The sequence below is a fragment of the Arthrobacter sp. NyZ413 genome (assembly GCF_049390645.1).
GTDB lineage: Bacteria > Actinomycetota > Actinomycetes > Actinomycetales > Micrococcaceae > Arthrobacter.
In genome coordinates, this window is sequence record NZ_CP155434.1 from 4,157,711 (window position 1) to 4,173,469 (window position 15,759).

The 15,759-nt window shown below is 64.5% G+C and carries 14 protein-coding genes; 3 read left to right on the forward strand and 11 right to left on the reverse strand.

The features are described from left to right. Window positions 1-57: 57 nt before the first annotated feature. The 9 genes from ABCW42_RS19385 to hxlB all read right to left on the reverse strand — a co-directional run bounded on the left by ABCW42_RS19385 (window position 58) and on the right by hxlB (window position 8,785). Window positions 58-2,409, reverse strand: a complete 2,352-nt coding sequence (locus tag ABCW42_RS19385; protein ID WP_423182716.1) for an FdhF/YdeP family oxidoreductase — start codon at window positions 2,407-2,409, stop codon at window positions 58-60. Between the two features lie 92 nt (window positions 2,410-2,501). Next, a complete protein-coding gene (locus ABCW42_RS19390; RefSeq protein ID WP_133206946.1) occupies window positions 2,502-3,122 on the reverse strand; it encodes an MBL fold metallo-hydrolase in 621 nt (206 codons plus the stop codon). Continuing rightward, window positions 3,122-4,207, reverse strand: a complete 1,086-nt coding sequence (locus tag ABCW42_RS19395; RefSeq protein WP_423182717.1) for an S-(hydroxymethyl)mycothiol dehydrogenase — start codon at window positions 4,205-4,207, stop codon at window positions 3,122-3,124. Before ABCW42_RS19395 ends, ABCW42_RS19390 begins: the two co-directional genes overlap by 1 nt. A gap of 84 nt (window positions 4,208-4,291) precedes the next feature. After that, the gene (locus ABCW42_RS19400; RefSeq protein WP_423182718.1) at window positions 4,292-5,284 is read right to left on the reverse strand and encodes a glucose-6-phosphate dehydrogenase assembly protein OpcA; all 993 of its coding nucleotides are present in this window, start codon (window positions 5,282-5,284) and stop codon (window positions 4,292-4,294) included. After that, complete coding sequence (gene zwf / locus ABCW42_RS19405) at window positions 5,281-6,837, reverse strand: glucose-6-phosphate dehydrogenase (RefSeq protein WP_423182719.1); 1,557 nt, start codon at window positions 6,835-6,837, stop codon at window positions 5,281-5,283. Before zwf ends, ABCW42_RS19400 begins: the two co-directional genes overlap by 4 nt. 45 nt (window positions 6,838-6,882) lie before the next feature. Continuing rightward, on the reverse strand, window positions 6,883-7,098 hold the full coding sequence (locus ABCW42_RS19410; RefSeq protein ID WP_423182720.1) for a hypothetical protein: 216 nt from the start codon (window positions 7,096-7,098) through the stop codon (window positions 6,883-6,885). A 63-nt stretch (window positions 7,099-7,161) separates the two neighbouring features. Continuing rightward, a complete protein-coding gene (locus ABCW42_RS19415; protein ID WP_133206951.1) occupies window positions 7,162-7,407 on the reverse strand; it encodes a hypothetical protein in 246 nt (81 codons plus the stop codon). 71 nt (window positions 7,408-7,478) lie between these two features. Beyond that, entirely contained in the window at window positions 7,479-8,102 is a 624-nt protein-coding gene (gene hxlA, locus ABCW42_RS19420) for a 3-hexulose-6-phosphate synthase (protein ID WP_133206952.1), read from the reverse strand. Window positions 8,103-8,185: 83 nt separating this feature from the next. Then, a complete protein-coding gene (gene hxlB / locus ABCW42_RS19425) occupies window positions 8,186-8,785 on the reverse strand; it encodes a 6-phospho-3-hexuloisomerase (RefSeq protein WP_423182721.1) in 600 nt (199 codons plus the stop codon). 165 nt (window positions 8,786-8,950) lie between these two features. Here hxlB and ABCW42_RS19430 point away from each other — a divergent pair, with 165 nt between their 5' ends. Then, entirely contained in the window at window positions 8,951-10,258 is a 1,308-nt protein-coding gene (locus ABCW42_RS19430; RefSeq protein ID WP_423182722.1) for a LuxR C-terminal-related transcriptional regulator, read from the forward strand. A 12-nt stretch (window positions 10,259-10,270) separates the two neighbouring features. On the opposite strand, the gene ABCW42_RS19435 is transcribed toward ABCW42_RS19430, so the two are convergent. Together ABCW42_RS19435 and ABCW42_RS19440 are read right to left on the reverse strand one after the other, a co-directional pair. Then, window positions 10,271-11,308, reverse strand: coding sequence for a zinc-binding dehydrogenase (locus ABCW42_RS19435; RefSeq protein WP_423184953.1), 1,038 nt, complete (start codon window positions 11,306-11,308; stop codon window positions 10,271-10,273). A gap of 98 nt (window positions 11,309-11,406) precedes the next feature. Continuing rightward, window positions 11,407-12,846, reverse strand: a complete 1,440-nt coding sequence (locus ABCW42_RS19440) for a sugar porter family MFS transporter (RefSeq protein ID WP_423182723.1) — start codon at window positions 12,844-12,846, stop codon at window positions 11,407-11,409. Between the two features lie 218 nt (window positions 12,847-13,064). Here ABCW42_RS19440 and ABCW42_RS19445 point away from each other — a divergent pair, with 218 nt between their 5' ends. Both ABCW42_RS19445 and ABCW42_RS19450 read left to right on the forward strand, forming a co-directional pair. After that, a complete protein-coding gene (locus ABCW42_RS19445; RefSeq protein WP_423182724.1) occupies window positions 13,065-14,072 on the forward strand; it encodes a LacI family DNA-binding transcriptional regulator in 1,008 nt (335 codons plus the stop codon). Window positions 14,073-14,202: 130 nt separating this feature from the next. Then, on the forward strand, window positions 14,203-15,717 hold the full coding sequence (locus ABCW42_RS19450; RefSeq protein ID WP_423184954.1) for a CoA-acylating methylmalonate-semialdehyde dehydrogenase: 1,515 nt from the start codon (window positions 14,203-14,205) through the stop codon (window positions 15,715-15,717). Window positions 15,718-15,759: the final 42 nt, after the last annotated feature.

Here is a 15,759-nt window from a genome sequence, read left to right on the forward strand (position 1 = left end):
ACGGCCCCACCTCCGGACAAACGGAGACGGGGCCGTTCGCGCAATACAAACCCGGAGCTACACAGCCGCGTCCTCGAGTGCAGCCTTCTCTGCTGCCTCTGCGGCGCCCCCTGCGTGCGGCTCAAAACGGACGAACATGGCTTTGAAGCCCGGAGTGTTGGACACGCGTGCCACGTTCTCCTTGTGGACCAGGGCGTTGGCTTCGGGGAAGTATGCCGCCGCGCACCCCTTCGCCGTCGGGTAGGCCACCAGGCGGAACTTCTCGGCCCTGCGGTCGCTGCCCTGGAAGGTGCTCACGACGTCCACGAGTTCCCTGTCCTTGAAGCCTTGCTCGGCGAGGTCCTCAGGGTGGACCAGGATCACCCGGCGGCCGTCGGAGATGCCACGGTAGCGGTCGTCAAGGCCGTAGAACGTGGTGTTGTACTGGTCGTGGCTGCGCATGGTCTGCAGGACAAGGTGCCCGGGAGGCGGCGTGAGGTACTCCAGCGGGCTGACCGTGAAGCGCCCGCGGCCAATGTCCGTGGCGAAGGAGCGGGTGTCGCGCGGCGGGTTCGGCAGGACGAACCCGTTCTTGGTCCGCACCCGGGCGTTGAAGTCCTCGAAGCCTGGCAGGACCCGGGAAATGTGGTCGCGGATCACGTCGTAATCCTCGGCCATGGCCTTCCAGTCCACGGGGTGGTCCGGACCGAACGTGGCCTCGGCCATCCGTGCCACGATCACGGGCTCGGCGAGCAAGTGCTCGGACACCGGCTGCAGCCTGCCCTGGGTGGAGTGGACCACGGACATTGAGTCCTCGACGGACAGGAACTGCGCGCCGCCAGGGTGCTTGTCGTCCTTGTCCGTCCGGCCCAGCGTGGGCAGGATCAGCGAGGTCCGCCCGTGCACCACGTGCGAGCGGTTGGGCTTGGTGGAGATGTGCACGGTGAGGCCGATCCGCTGCATTCCCGCCTCCAGGGTCTCCGTGTCGGAGCAGGCGAGCGAGAAATTACCGCCCATGGAAACGAAGACGTCCACCTCGTCCCGTTCGAATGCTTCCATCGACTCGACCGCGTCGAAGCCGTGCTCGCGCGGGGAATGGATGCCGAATTCGCCGTCGATCGAGGCCAACAGAGCCTCTTTGGGCTTCTCCCAGATGCCCATGGTCCTGTCGCCTTGGACATTGGAGTGACCGCGCACGGGGCATGCTCCCGCGCCCGGCTTGCCGAAGTTGCCCTGCAGCAGCAGGACATTGACCATTTCCTTGATGGTGTCCACGGAGTGCGGCTGCTGCGTCACGCCCAAGGCCCAGCAGAAGATGGACGCCTTGGAGCGGATCAGCATGCCTGCCACGTCTTCGATCTGGCTGCGGGACAGGCCGGTGGCCTTCTCGGTTTCCTCCCAGTCCAGGACCCGGCGCGCTTCGCGGTAGGCCTCGAAGCCGTCGGTTTGGGCCTCAATGAAGGAGCGGTCGACGACGGTGCCCGGCTTTTCGTCCTCGGCCGCCAGGAGCAGGTGGCCGAGGGCCTGGAACAAGGCGAGATCTCCGCCCACCTTGATCTGCAGGTATTCGTCGGCGAGCGGCGTACCGTTGCCCACGACGCCGGAAAGCGTCTGGGGGTCGCGGAAGTTGAACAACCCGGCCTCGGGGAGCGGGTTGACGGCCACCACTTTGCCGCCGTTGTCCTTGCATTCCTTCAGGGCGGAAAGCATGCGGGGATGGTTGGTTCCCGGGTTCTGCCCGACGACGAAAATCAGCTCGGCGTCGTGGATGTCATCCAGCGACACCGTGCCCTTGCCGATGCCGATGGTCGGGTTCAACGCGGAACCGGACGATTCGTGGCACATGTTGGAGCAGTCCGGAAGATTGTTGGTTCCCACGGACCGTGCGAACAACTGGTACATGAACGCGGTCTCGTTGGCCGTGCGCCCGGACGTGTAGAAGACGCAGCGCTCGGGCGTACTGGCCCGGACATGTTCGCCGATGAGCTCGAACGCATCCGTCCAGGAGATCGGCGAATAGTGCGTCTCCCCTTCCCGGATGACCACAGGTTCACTCAGCCGGCCCTGGTTGCCCAGCCAGTACTCGGTCTTTTCGGACAGTTCGGCAATGGAATGCTTCGCCCAGAACTCGGCACCCACGGTCCGGAGCGTGTTTTCCTCGGCGACAGCCTTGGCGCCGTTTTCACAGAATTCCGCCGCTTTGCGTTTCTTGTCCGATTCCGGCCACGCACAACCCGGGCAGTCGAAGCCGCCGCGTTGGTTCAGCCGCAGCAGCGACTGCGCCGTGCGGGACACACCCGCCTGCGCCACCGCACGCTCGAGTGCCACCATGACCGCTTTGACCCCGGCGGCTTCGGTCTTGGGTTTGTGGACCTCAAGCTTGTCTTCGTTGATGTCGTCGATAGGGGCCGGCTGTTTCCCGAACTTCATTGTTCCAATTCCTTAGCGTTGAATTCCTGCTGGTTTCGATCACCACGAAGGCGCGCCAGGCAATCCCTGGCGCGCCTTCGTCGGGGCCCTGGCTACTCGGTAACTTTCGCCAGCGTTTCCTGTTCGGCTCCAATGGTGGTGTTGTCGCCGTGGCCTGTGCGGACGACGGTGTCCGCCGGCAGGGTCAACAGCCGTTCCCTAATGGAGCTCAGGATGGTCGGGTAGTCACTGTAGGACCGCCCAGTCGCCCCCGGACCGCCGTTGAACAGCGTGTCCCCGGTGAAGACCGTTCCTTCGCTTTCCAGGTAGAAGCACGTGGAGCCCGGGGAGTGTCCCGGCGTGTGGATTGCCTTGAGGGTGGCGCCGCCTACCTGGAATTCGTCGCCGTCGTTGTGGTTCCGGTCCGGCGCGGCGTCCGGGTACACCTGGTTCCACAGGACCATGTCCTCGGCGTTCAGGTAGATCGGGGCGCCGACGGCGTCGGCTACTTCGCGGGCCGCACCGATGTGGTCGTTGTGCGCGTGGGTGAGCAGGATGGCCACGACCTTCCGCCCACGCACCTGGTTGACGATCGCCGCGGCGTCGTGCGGTGAGTCGATGATCACGCATTCGTCGTCGTTGCCGACGATCCAGACGTTGTTGTCCACGTCCCAGGTTCCGCCGTCGAGCGAGAACGTGCCGGAGGTGATCAGGTTTTCAATCGTCACAGCCATTAGAGCTCCACCACCGAACGAAGTACTTTGCCAGCGTGCATCTTGTCGAAGGCCTCCTCAATTTGGTCAATCGTGATGCGTTCGGACACGAACGCATCCAGGTCCAGGTTGCCCTGCTTGTAGTGCTGGACCAGCATGGGGAAGTCGCGCGAAGGCAGGCAGTCGCCGTACCACGAGGACTTCAGGGAGCCGCCCCGGCCGAAGACGTCCAGAAGGGGCAGCTCGAGCTTCATGGCAGGCGTCGGGACGCCCACCAGGACCACGCGGCCGGCGAGGTCGCGGGCGTAGAAGGCCTGCTTATAGGTTTCGGGGCGTCCGACGGCGTCGATCACCACGTCCGCGCCGTTTCCGCCCGTGAGCGCACGGACGGCCTCGACCGCATCCTCTTCCTTGGAGTTGACGCCGTGGGTGGCGCCGAGCGACTTCGCCATCTCGATCTTGTTGTCGTCGATATCGACAGCGATGATCGTGGTGGCTCCCGCGAGCTTGGCGCCCGCGATCGCGGCGATGCCCACGCCACCGCAACCGATGACGGCCACGGATTCGCCGCGCTTGACCTCACCCGTGTTGATCGCGGCACCGATGCCGGCCATCACGCCGCAGCCGAGCAGGCCGACGGCGGCAGCATCGACGTCGGGATCTACCTTGGTGCACTGGCCGGCGGCCACGAGCGTCTTCTCGGCGAAGGCGCCAATGCCCAAGGCGGGAGAGAGCACGGTCCCGTCCTCGAGGGTCATTTTCTGCGTCGCATTGGCAGTGTTGAAGCAGTACTGCGGCTGGCCCTTGGCACAAGCGCGGCACTGCCCGCACACGGCGCGCCAGTTCAGGATCACGCGATCGCCGGGGGCCACGTTCGTGACGTCGGGGCCGACGGCGCTGACAACGCCGGTAGCCTCATGGCCCAGGAGGTAGGGGAAGTCGTCGCCGATCCCGCCCTGCTTGTAATGGAGGTCGGTGTGGCACACCCCGCAAGTCAGGATGTCCACCAAGGCCTCCCCCGGCCCGGGGTCCGGCACCAGAATGGTCTCCAACGAAACCGGGGCGTCCTTTTCCCGGGCAATAACGGCACGTACTTTATGGGCCATGGTTCCTGGTGTTCCTTTCCTGGGGGCCTTCAGACCGGTTGGGGAGTCGGGCATCAGTGCCAATCTACCGCCTCAGTGGTACTACTAAACGGCTACCAGGGCCAAATGGTCGCGGCTACGTTGCGGCTGCGCTTCGTCCGCGAACGCAATGTAGCTTTCCTGCCGCATCCTGGACACGTCGAGGGTGCGGACGGTCTCGCCGAAGACGTCGTCGGGATCCAGGCGGCGCAGTTCCTCCACGAGGCAATCCTGCAGTGTCCGGCGGGGCAGGGAGATCCGCTGCGCGGGCTGCCCCGGCTGGGTCAGGACGGCCACGGTGGAGCCGGGCCGGACCAGCTGGATGTCGCCCGAGGCCCGGGAGAGCTTGACGCCACGGATCCCGGTGCCCGCGGGGTGCGCGACGATGGTGACCGGGGCGTTGAGGGCCCGCTGCAGCCAAGAGGCCAGCAGGAGGGTGCTCGGAGAATCGGCAGCGCCTTCGACGGCGACGGACGTGATGGGCGAGCTGTCCGGGTGGTCCAACGCCGCCGCGAGCTGGATCCGCCAATTGGTCAGCCGGGTCCACGCCATATCGGTGTCACCTGCACGATACGTCAGGCGGAGGTTGTCCAGGGCCCGTTGCGGATCCGATTCGTTGGCGGAATCCGTGATCCGGCGGTGGGCGATGCGTCCAATCGAAGTTTGGGAAGCGTTGAGCGGTGCCTCGTGCGGCCACCAAGCGACGATCGGAGCGTCGGGCAGCAACAAGGCCGCGACGAGCGACTCGCTTTCCGCGGCGAGTTCCCCATAACCGCGCAGCACGATCACTTCGGAGGCACCGGCGTCGCCACCCACCCTGATCTGGGCATCAAGGCGGGTCGCCTTCTCAGGGGAGCCCGCGGCCAGAACGATCACCCTGCAGGGGTGTTCGCGGCTGGCCTCGTTGGCGGCCTCAATGGCCTCTTCTTCCAATCCGGATTTGGTAATGACCACCAGGGTAAGCACCCTGCCCAAGGCAATCACCCCACCCTGCTCGCGCAGGGTCATGAGCTTCTTGGCGATTTTGGCAGTTGTGGTGGCTGTCAGGTCTACGATCATGGCCTTCTCCATGTTCGTCCGTCGCGGGCCAACAGGTCATCGGCGGAGGCGGGGCCCCAACTTCCAGGGGCATAGGGTTCGGGCTGTTCCTGTAGGGACGCCCAATAGTTTTCGAACGGGTCAAGGATTTTCCAGGACAACTCCACCTCTTGGTGGCGGGGAAACAGTGGCGGTTCGCCCAACAGGACGTCCAGGATGAGGCGTTCATAGGCCTCCGGGCTGGACTCGGTGAAGGCATGTCCGTAGCCGAAGTCCATGGTCACGTCGCGGACTTCAGTCTGCGTTCCCGGGACTTTGGAGCTGAAGCGGATCGTGGCGCCTTCGTCGGGTTGGACCCTGATCACCACGGCGTTCTGGCCGAAGTCGTCGTCGAAGTCGCTGCGGAACAACAGATTGGGCGCGCGCTTGAATACGACGGCGATTTCGGTCACGCGGCGCCCGAGGCGCTTGCCTGCCCGCAGGTAGAACGGAACGCCGGCCCAGCGCCGGGTATTGATGTCCAGACGGATCGCGGCGTAGGTTTCCGTGGTCGATCCGGCCGGAATGCCGTCTTCCTCGAGGTAGCCCTGGACCAGTTCGCCGCCTTGCCAACCACCGGCGAATTGTCCGCGCGCCGAATGCCTGGACAAGTCTTCAGGGAGTTCGACGGCGGCGAGGACCTTTTCCTTCTCGGCGCGCAGGTCGTCCGCATTAAAGGAGATGGGCTCTTCCATCGCGGTCAGTGCCAGCAACTGCAACAGGTGGTTTTGGATGACGTCCCGCGCCGCACCGACGCCGTCGTAATACCCTGCACGGCCGCCGGTGCCGATGTCTTCGGCCATGGTGATCTGGACGTGGTCAACGTGCTTGGCGTTCCAGAGGGGCTCGAACAACTGGTTCACGAAACGCAGGGCCAGGATGTTCTGGACGGTTTCCTTGCCCAGGTAGTGGTCGATCCGGAAGACGGAATCGGGCGGAAACACCGATTCAACGATCTGGTTGAGCTGCCGGGCCGAATCGAGGTTGTGGCCGAACGGCTTCTCAATGACCATGCGCCGCCACTTGTCCCCTTCGGCCTGGGCAAGGCCGTGCTTGGAAAGCTGGCGGCATACGAGCTCAAAAGACTTGGGGGGAATGGAGAGGTAGAACGCGTGGTTGCCCCGCGTTCCGCGTTGCTCGTCCAGATCCGCGAGGGTTGCCGCAAGCCGCTCAAAGGCGGCGTCGTCGTCGAACTCGCCTTGGACGAAACGGATGCCTTCGGAAAGTTGTTCCCACACCGATTCGCGGAACGGAGTGCGGGCATGAGCCTTGATGGTCTCTTTGATCCCGGCGAGGAAGTCCGCATCCTCCCGGTTGGACCTGGCGAAACCGACCAAACCGAAGCTCGGGGGCAACAATCCCCGGTTGGCGAGGTCGTACACGGCTGGCAGGAGCTTCTTTTGAGCCAGGTCTCCCGTGATGCCGAAGAGCACCAAAGATGATGGTCCCGCAACCCGTGAGAGCCGGCGGTCACGGCCGTCCCGGAGCGGATTCCGCCCGGGCCTCACACTCGTATCAAGGTAAGTAACAGACATTGTTGCCTTCTATCTCTGACAAGCAATGCGGCCGTCGAACGACGGTCACGAAAGTATTTGCTCGCGGGTCTCCCCGAAAGGGACCGTGTTGCTGAGGGCGAGCGTGTACCGCCCGGGCTCGTGGCGGGTGACGAGGATGCCGGCATACCGTTCTGGCATTGCTGCTTGCCGCAGCATAGCCTCTGCACCGTCGAGCAACTCGTAAAGCCGACTTGGTTCAGTGACGCGAACTTCCAATTGTTCGGTGACCTGACTACGCATGGTGAACAGTTTCCTTCCTAGGGATTTCGGGCCCCCGTCCCCTTATTGCTGGTGGTAGAGCTTTTAGATCAAATAGAGGGTGACGGGATCGTCACGGACAAACAAGCGACGGCTGCCTGTGCCGTTCTCGATGACCCAGATCAGTTGGCCGTCGGCCGCGAGGTCATCTACGTAAGCGATGTATCGAAATGAACCTGCGGACCAGACTTCAACACAATCCCGGCGCTCGAGGGAAGCCCAGTCCCGGACCGGCGGTTGGTCGGGGAATCGGCGGCTTCCACTGGACGATTCCAGTGTCCGTTGATTCATGACTTTTCCTTCCGCCGGAGACGGCGTCCCGCAGCCTTCGAAGCTGCGGGACGCCGTTGTCAATCCGGGGACTAGACGATGGCGGCGCGGAGTTCCTTGGCAGCCAGGGCGGGGTCAGCAGCGCTGTAGATGGCGCCACCGACGACGGCGACGTCAGCACCTGCGCGCTGAACCGCGGCGATGGTGGAAACCTTCACGCCACCGGCGACGGAGAACGGAACGCGAGCTTCTTCACCGGCAGCCAGGAGGCCGTTGAGGTCGAAGCCGGGCTTGGCCTGCTCGTCGAGGCCAGCGTGCATCTCAACGAACTTCGCACCGAGGGTGCGGGCTTCCTTGGCGCGGGTGACCTTGTCTTCGACGCTGATGAGGTCAACGACGACGCCCTTGTTGTGGGCCTTGGCAGCCTTGACAGCACCGGCGATGGTGGAGTCGTCAGCGGTACCCAGAACGGTCACGAGGTCGGCACCGGCCTTGAACGCGATGTCGGCTTCGAGTTCGCCGGCGTCCATGGTCTTCAGGTCGGCGAAGACGATCTTGTCCGGGTGGGCGTTCTTGACCGCGGTGATGACCGAGAGGCCTTCGCTCTTGATCAGCGGGGTGCCCAGTTCGATGATGTCGACGTATTCGGCAACCTTGCCGGCCAGTTCGAGGGCAGCTTCGGTGGTCAGGAGGTCGATGGCAACTTGGAGTTTCATGATGTTGTTTCTTTCTGTAAGGGAACTGCTGGTTTGTGTGGAAAATGAGGGTCCCGGAAGGGTTCTTAGCTGGGGGTTGGTTCTTACTCGAGGTTTGCGTGGCGCAGCCACAGCTCCTCGGCCGGGGTGGCCACGGTGTCCCAGAGCGACTGGAAGATCGCCTCGGTGGCGATGAACAGTGCCTGCTCGAAGAGCGAACCGGCGTACTGGCGCGAAACGCTGGAGCCGTGGTCGGTCTTCTGGGCGGCGGGGATGATCACCACGGCGTCGGCCAGGCCGGCCAGCGGCGAGTCCGGGTTGGTGGTGAACGCCGCGATGCGAGCTCCGGCCTTGGCTGCCGTCTCGGCGGACTTGACCACACCGGAGGTCGTTCCCGATCCGGAGGCCACCAGGAGCACATCGCCGGAGCTGATGGCGGGGGTGGTGGTGTCGCCTGCGACGTGGACGTTCATGCCCAGGTGCATCAGCCTCATCGCCGCCATGCGCAGGACCAGGCCGCTGCGGCCCGCACCGGCAACGAATACCCGGCCGGGGTGGCTGAGGTGGCTGGCCAAGCGGGCCATCTGCTGCTCGTCGATCTTCGCGACGGTAGCCGAAATCTCGTCCCTCACGAGGGACAGATTGCGGACAATGTCACTTGCGGTGGTGTACGCGGCGGTTGTCGCGTTTGCTGTCGTGGTCACGATTTGTCCCTTCGATTCGGTCGTCGGCCGGAGTGGCCGATCGAGTGCTTTCTGGTTGACATCAATACTCGCGAAACAAATGGGTAGGAGTAACACTGTTTTGTGACGGTTCTAACTACCCATTCGGACTGGGCCGGCAATTTGGGTCCGGAGTAGACTGTCCTGATGAGCACTTCCGCCCCCCAATATGTGAAGGAATCCATCACTCCACTGGCAGAACTGCCTTGGCCGCTTCTTAAGGCCGTGGCGGCATTGGCCGACGCCCCACTCCTCCAAATAGCGGACAGGCTTCGCCAAGCCATGCTCCCCTACATGGGGAACAGCGCGTTGGTCATCTTCACGGAGGACTGCACGGGGCGCCCCCAGAAAAAGGCGGGAGACGAAGGAATCATTTCTCGGGTTTCCATCGCCGAGATGGACGCGGTCCGCGCTTCACTGCCGGACGAGTCCCCATGGTTCGGGGACGCGGAAATCGCCGGCAAGGCGCGCCCCGTGCTCGCCATGAAGCACGCGGCCAGCAACGCCCTCCTGGTCCTCACCAACCCTTACCCGCCCGGTCCCGCATCCCAGGCTGAGATCGAACTGGTCACCTATTTGTGGCGCATCACGGCGAAACGGATCCAAGAGAAGGTGGCGGACGCACCGCCGTCGTACCTTTTGGAATCGCGCGCGGCTTCAGCCGAACGCCTTCGCGTCACCGCGGAACTGACGGACATGCACTCCACCACCCTCGAGACGCTCCTCGCGGCGCTTCGCTCTTCGTCCTTGGACGACTCGACAGCCCGGAACACGGTCACCGACCTGACCGCCAAAGCCCTGGTGGCGCTGCGCACCCTAAGCGACCGCACCACGGACCTCGTGGAAGAACCGGTCGCGAACGCCTTCGAACGCCTGCGGGAAGACCTGCGGCCGCTCACCCGTTTCAGCGGCACCGAGGTCGAATTCATCGAACCGCCGCTCAACGGCAGGGCCCTCCCCGGCGAAGTGGCCCACGCTGCGCGCGCCGTCGTCCGCGGACTTGTCCTCGCCATGATGGAGCAACCGAACGTCAGTCGTATCCGCACCCAATGGGACTGCGACGGCGAAAACCTCCTGATCAACGTGCGCGACGACGGCCGTGGCGTGCTCGCCCCGAACGCGCCGAGCATCAACCGCCTGGACCGTCGCGTCCAGGCGCTCAGCGGAAACCTGCGGATCGAAGTCATGCCGGGCTGGGGCGCCGACGTCTTCGTCGCACTCCCCCTCGACCCGCCGTCGCGCCCGGCCGGGGACGTCGCCGGATGGAACCTCGCCGCCCGGGAACTCGAAGTGCTGCAGCACCTCGCCGCGGGTCAACGCAACCGCACCATCGCCTCGACGCTCGGCATCAGCGAGAACACGGTCAAGTTCCACATGCGGAACCTTTTCAAGAAGCTCGACGTCGGCTCCCGCACCGAGGCGATCGCCCTGGCGCACAGCCATGGTCTCCGCTGAGGCGCTGTGGCCTTAGCGGCGCGGATCGACCATCGTCATCCCGGCTACCTTCGCCGCGTCGAAGCGGGGTAGGAGCAGAGCCGCCTCGTCGAGCCCAATGACGCGTTCGATGAGGCCCTGGGGCCGGAGCCTTCCGGCTTCGATGAGTGCGAGCATGCCCGGATAGTCGGCCGCGGCCATGCCGTGGCTTCCGAAAACGTCGAGTTCCCAGGCAATCACGCGCGCCATGGGGACCCGCGGGTGGCCGTCCACCGGTGGCAAAAGACCGATCTGCACGTGCCGTCCGCGGCGGCGGAGGCTCAGGATGGCGTCGGCACTAGTCTGTTCGCTGCCGACGGCGTCGATTGCTACGTGGGCACCGCCCGCGGTAATGGCGTGCACTTGGGCGGGGATGTCCGAACCGTCCGCGAGCAGCACCTCATCCGCTCCCAGCGAGGTGGCGACTTCCAGGGCCGCGGCATTGCGGTCGACGGCGATGACCTTGCCGCCGAGGGCTTTCGCGATCATGACCGCGCTAAGTCCCACGCCTCCGGCGCCTACTACCGTCACCCATTCCCCGGCGGCGAGGCGCGCACGGCTGGTGAGCGCGCGGTACGCTGTTGCGAATCGGCAGCCGAGGCTCGCGGCGGCTTCGAAAGTGACGCCGTCGGGAATCGCCACCAGGTTGGTGTCCGCGGCGTGGATGGCAACCCGTTCGGCGAAGGATCCCCAGTGCGTGAAGCCGGGCTGCTGCTGTTGGGGACACACTTGCGCGTTGCCGGCCAGGCACCATTCGCACTCCCCGCAGCCCTCGACGAAGGGAGCGGTGACGCGCTCGCCCACGGACCATTTCGCCACTCCCGGGCCCACCGCGGCGATTACTCCCGCGAATTCGTGGCCGGGAACGTGCGGGAGGGCGATGTCGTCATGGCCGGCCCACGCGTGCCAGTCGCTTCGGCACAGCCCGGTAGCTACGACGTCGATTACCACCCCGCCAGGCAGAACCTCGGGTTCGTCGACGTCGCGGACCTCGAGGGGTCCGGCAATCTGTTCCATGACCATCGCGCGCATTAGCCAAGCATCCCCGAACCGCGAGTTTGTGTACACCTGACACCCCTTAAAGCGGGCGTTAGCGGGTGTGACCTGTACACAAACTCCAGCGGGCCACGCTACTTGCGGACGAGGTAGATCGCGCCGGTGGTCACGTCCTCCTCAAGCGCCTCGAGCGTGCGGCCGCGGCTTTCCGGCACCTGGGTGATCACGAAGACCAGGGCCAGGGCGCCTACAACAGCGAAGAGGAAGAACGTTCCGGTGATACCCATCGCGGCAACCATGGACGGGAAGTACAGCGAGAGGAAGCCGTTGACCACCCAGAGGGCGAAGACGGCCACGCCGATGCCGAAGCCGCGCATGTGCAGAGGGAAGATCTCGGAGAGGTAGACCCAGACTGCGACGTTGAGGAACGTCTGCATCGAACCGACGAAAGCGACAACGAGGAACAGGATCACGAACGGACGGATGGGGTTGCCGACGGGGAGGGCCATCGAGGCGATGCCGATGAGGACGTGGCACGTCGTGGTGAGGGAGAGGCCGATGATGAACGTCTTGCGGCGGTCGAGGCGGTCCATCATCTTCAGGGCGATGATGCCGCCGACGACGGCGATGATGCCGGGAGCGACGTTGGCGATGAGCGCGCCGTCCTTGCTGAAGCCGGATTCGGTAAGCACGGTCTGGCCGTAGTACATGATCGAGTTGATGCCGGTCAGCTGCTGCGCAATTCCTAGGCCGATGGCAACGAGGAGGATGCGGAAGAGGTTCTTGTTGGAGAAGATGGCGCGCCAGCCGATCTGGTGGCTCTCGCGCTCTTCCTTGGCGACAATCTCGACGTCGGCGAGCTCGGCTGCCGCGCGGTCCGCGGTGCGGACGGTCTGGAGCACCGAGAGTGCTTCATCCCGGCGGCCCTTCTCAACGAGCCAACGGGGCGACTCGGGCATCCGCAGCATGCCGAAGAACAGCGCGACGGCGGGCAAGGCGCAGATCGCGAACATGATGCGCCACACGCCGTCGAGGTGGCCGAAGAGGTTGCCGATAATGGCGTTGACAACGAACGCCGCGAGTTGCCCGACCACGATGGCGAGCTCGTTGCGGCCGGCAAGCGAACCACGGATTTCGTAAGGCGCGAGTTCGGCGAGGAACACCGGAACAACCGTTGAAGCGCCGCCGACGGCGAGGCCGAGGAGGATGCGGCCCAGGACCAGGACCTCGAAGTTCGGGGTAAAGACTACTGCCACCGTTCCCGCGAAGAACAGGACGGCTAGGAGGATGATCGACTTGCGGCGACCCCAGAAGTCGGAGAGGCGTCCGCCGCAGATTGCCCCGATCGCCGCTGCGAAGACGAGCGAAGCCGTGACGACGCCCTCAGTGATGGGAGTCAGGCCGAGCTCCGAGGACATCGGGCTCAATGCTCCGTTGATGACGCCGGTGTCGTAGCCGAAGAGGAGGCCGCCGAAGGTGGCAACCAACGCTACGAGGCCAAGGCGCTTACGGTGTGGGCCATCCGTCAATGGCGGTAAGGATGAGGCTTTGCCGTGAAGATTTGCGGTTTCCATGTGACTCCTTTGTCGTCCAGGCGCGGACCCCTCGTGACCCGCATCACTACTCTAACACGCGAAAGTCTATATGTCAGGTCAAACTTACATGGAAATGTTTTCGATGCCCTCGCGGGGCGCGGAGGTATGAGCTGGGGCACTTCGGCGCGGAACGCTACAGGGGCTGAGAGGCCTAACGACTGGGGTTGAGAGACCTAACGCGCGATAGGATGTCACGCATGAAGACAACGCGCGCCCGCTCCATCACACAGGAAGACGTTGCGCGCGAGGTTGGCGTATCGCGCACGCTCGTCTCGTTCGCCTTCCGGGGCGCACCAGGCGTGAGTGACGAGACCAAACAGGCAATCTTCGACGCCGCAAAGCTCCTCGGCTATCGCCACAACGCCGTCGCTGCCGATCTTGCACGGAAACAGCCCGCAACGGTCGGACTCTTCCTCCTGGACCTGAGCAACGAAGTCTATGTCGACGTTTTCAGCGGAGTGCGCGAGGCGATTTCGCCCATGAAGAAGCGCCTCATCCTCAGCGTCTCGCACTCCCGGGGCAGCATCGACGAAGGATCGCTCAGCTCGCTCATCGAGGTGCGCGTGGGCGTCATCATCGCGGCCACACTCCTGGAACCCGACTCGCAGGTCCAGGAGCTTTCCCGGACAGTACCGCTCATCAGTGTCACGCGGCGGGTGGAGGGGGTTGACAGCGTCTATTCAAACAATGTCGCCGGCGCCCGGGCCGCAGTGGAGCACTTGCTCAGGCTCGGCCACACCCGCATTGCCCACGTGACCGGCCCGATCCACCAAGGCCACGAAGACCGCCGCCTGACGTATGAAGAGGTCATGCACAAGGCAGGCCTGGTGCCGCAGGTGGTGTACGCGCAGGACTACACGCAGGAAGCAGCGAGGCAGGCCGCGGACCAACTGTTCGGAGCATTGGACCGACCCACCGCCGTATTTGCCCACAACGACGAGATGGCCCTCGGCGTCCGCGAAATCGCCTTCGTCCACGGCCTTGAAGTCCCGCGGGACCTCTCCCTTGTTGGCTACGACGATTCGAGGATCGCCAAGCTCCACGGAATCGACTTGACCTCGGTGGACCTCCACGCACTGGAACTTGGCCGGACAGCCGGAATCACGGCACTCGAGCGACTCGCCAAGCCCGACTTCCCCGTCATTGACCGCAAACTGGAGCCGCGTCTGGTGGTGCGGAGCTCGACGGCGGCGCCCGCGAGTTAAATGGACCCTTGATTCAGGTTCGTCCGAATTGTTAGCATGTCAGTATGTAAGGACAAATTCCTTCACTTTGCTCTTGCGCTCGAAAGACACTCGCGCCTACACGCACTGCTCGGCTGACAGAAAGAAAGCAATCGTGACGACTACGCTTGAAACGCTCACTATCAACCATTTCATTGACGGGGAATTCTCCGCGGGGACGGGGTCGGCGACGAAGCCGGTCTACAACCCTGCCACCGGTCAGGTCACCGCGGAGTTGCGGTTGGCCTCGCGGGAGGATCTGGACCGCACGGTGGCCATCGCGAAGAAGGCCGCGGAGTCCTGGGGTGATATTTCCCTGGCCAAGCGCACCGCGGTGCTCTTCAAGTTCCGTGAATTGGTCGCCTCCCATGTGGATGAGCTGGCGGCGTTGATCACGGCCGAGCACGGCAAGGTCCTTTCGGACGCGAAGGGCGAGATCGGGCGCGGCCTGGAAGTGATCGAGTACGCCTGCGGTGTGCCGACGCTGCTCAAGGGCGAATACTCCGACCAGGTCTCCACCGGCATCGACGTGTTCTCCTTCCGCGAACCCGTCGGCGTGGTCGCGGGCATCACCCCGTTCAACTTCCCCGTCATGGTGCCGCTGTGGATGGCCCCGATGGCCATCGCGACCGGGAACGCGTTCATCCTCAAGCCCTCCGGCAACGTCCCCTCCGCCGCGATGCTGCTCGCGCGCCTGTTCCAGGAAGCAGGGCTGCCGGACGGGGTGTTCCAGGTCCTGCACGGCGACCGGGAGACGATCTCGGGGTTGTTGACCCACCCGGACGTGGACGCGATCTCCTTCGTCGGCTCCACCCCGGTCGCCAAGCACATCACCGAAGTCGGCACCAAGCACGGCAAAAGGGTCCAGGCCCTCGGCGGGGCGAAGAACCACGCCATCATCCTGCCCGACGCCGACCTCGACAACGCTGCCGACCACGTGGCCGCCGCCGCGTTCGGCTCCGCCGGGCAGCGCTGCATGGCGATCTCCGTCGCCGTCGCCGTCGGAGACGCCGCGGACGCACTGGTGGGCAAGGTCCGCGAACGCGCCCTCGCGATCACGGTGGACAACGGCACCGCACCGGGTGCCGACATGGGACCGGTCATCACCCCGGCCTCGAAAGAGTTCATCCTCAAGACCGTCACCGAAGCCGAAACCGCCGGCGCGGCCATGGTCGTGGACGGCCGCGACCTCATCGTCCCCGGCCACGAGGACGGGTTCTGGGTCGGACCCACCGTGATCGACCACGTCACCACCGCGATGAGCGCCTACACCGAGGAAATCTTCGGACCCGTGCTCGTCGTGGTCCGCGTCGACACCCTCGAGGACGGCATCAAACTGATCAATGCCAACCCCTACGGCAACGGCACCGCGATCTTCACCTCCAACGGCGCCGCCGCCCGCAAATTCCAGCGCTCCGTGGACGTCGGCATGATCGGCATCAACGTCCCCCTGCCCGTGCCGGTCGCGTACTACTCCTTCGGCGGCTGGAAAGCATCCCTGTTTGGCGACAAGCACATCTACGGACCTGAGGGAGTCTCCTTCTACACCCGCGGCAAAGTCATCACCTCCCGCTGGCCCGAAACCCACCACGCCTCCGGCGCCTCCTACAACTTCCCCTCCAACTAACCCGGCATAAAGAGGAAGGCAGCGATAAATTCGCTGCCTCCC

Bases quoted from the DNA above. Each gene is read 5' to 3' on its own strand.
- ABCW42_RS19400 (WP_423182718.1), bottom strand. From the start codon at position 5,284: ATGATCGTAGACCTGACAGCCACCACAACTGCCAAAATCGCCAAGAAG.
- ABCW42_RS19390 (WP_133206946.1), bottom strand. From the start codon at position 3,122: ATGGCTGTGACGATTGAAAACCTGATCACCTCCGGCACGTTCTCGCTC.
- ABCW42_RS19395 (WP_423182717.1), bottom strand. From the start codon at position 4,207: ATGGCCCATAAAGTACGTGCCGTTATTGCCCGGGAAAAGGACGCCCCG.
- ABCW42_RS19430 (WP_423182722.1), top strand. From the start codon at position 8,951: ATGAGCACTTCCGCCCCCCAATATGTGAAGGAATCCATCACTCCACTG.
- ABCW42_RS19415 (WP_133206951.1), bottom strand. From the start codon at position 7,407: ATGAATCAACGGACACTGGAATCGTCCAGTGGAAGCCGCCGATTCCCC.
- ABCW42_RS19440 (WP_423182723.1), bottom strand. From the start codon at position 12,846: ATGGAAACCGCAAATCTTCACGGCAAAGCCTCATCCTTACCGCCATTG.
- ABCW42_RS19435 (WP_423184953.1), bottom strand. From the start codon at position 11,308: ATGCGCGCGATGGTCATGGAACAGATTGCCGGACCCCTCGAGGTCCGC.
- ABCW42_RS19445 (WP_423182724.1), top strand. From the start codon at position 13,065: ATGAAGACAACGCGCGCCCGCTCCATCACACAGGAAGACGTTGCGCGC.
- ABCW42_RS19385 (WP_423182716.1), bottom strand. From the start codon at position 2,409: ATGAAGTTCGGGAAACAGCCGGCCCCTATCGACGACATCAACGAAGAC.
- ABCW42_RS19410 (WP_423182720.1), bottom strand. From the start codon at position 7,098: ATGCGTAGTCAGGTCACCGAACAATTGGAAGTTCGCGTCACTGAACCA.
- zwf (WP_423182719.1), bottom strand. From the start codon at position 6,837: ATGTCTGTTACTTACCTTGATACGAGTGTGAGGCCCGGGCGGAATCCG.
- hxlA (WP_133206952.1), bottom strand. From the start codon at position 8,102: ATGAAACTCCAAGTTGCCATCGACCTCCTGACCACCGAAGCTGCCCTC.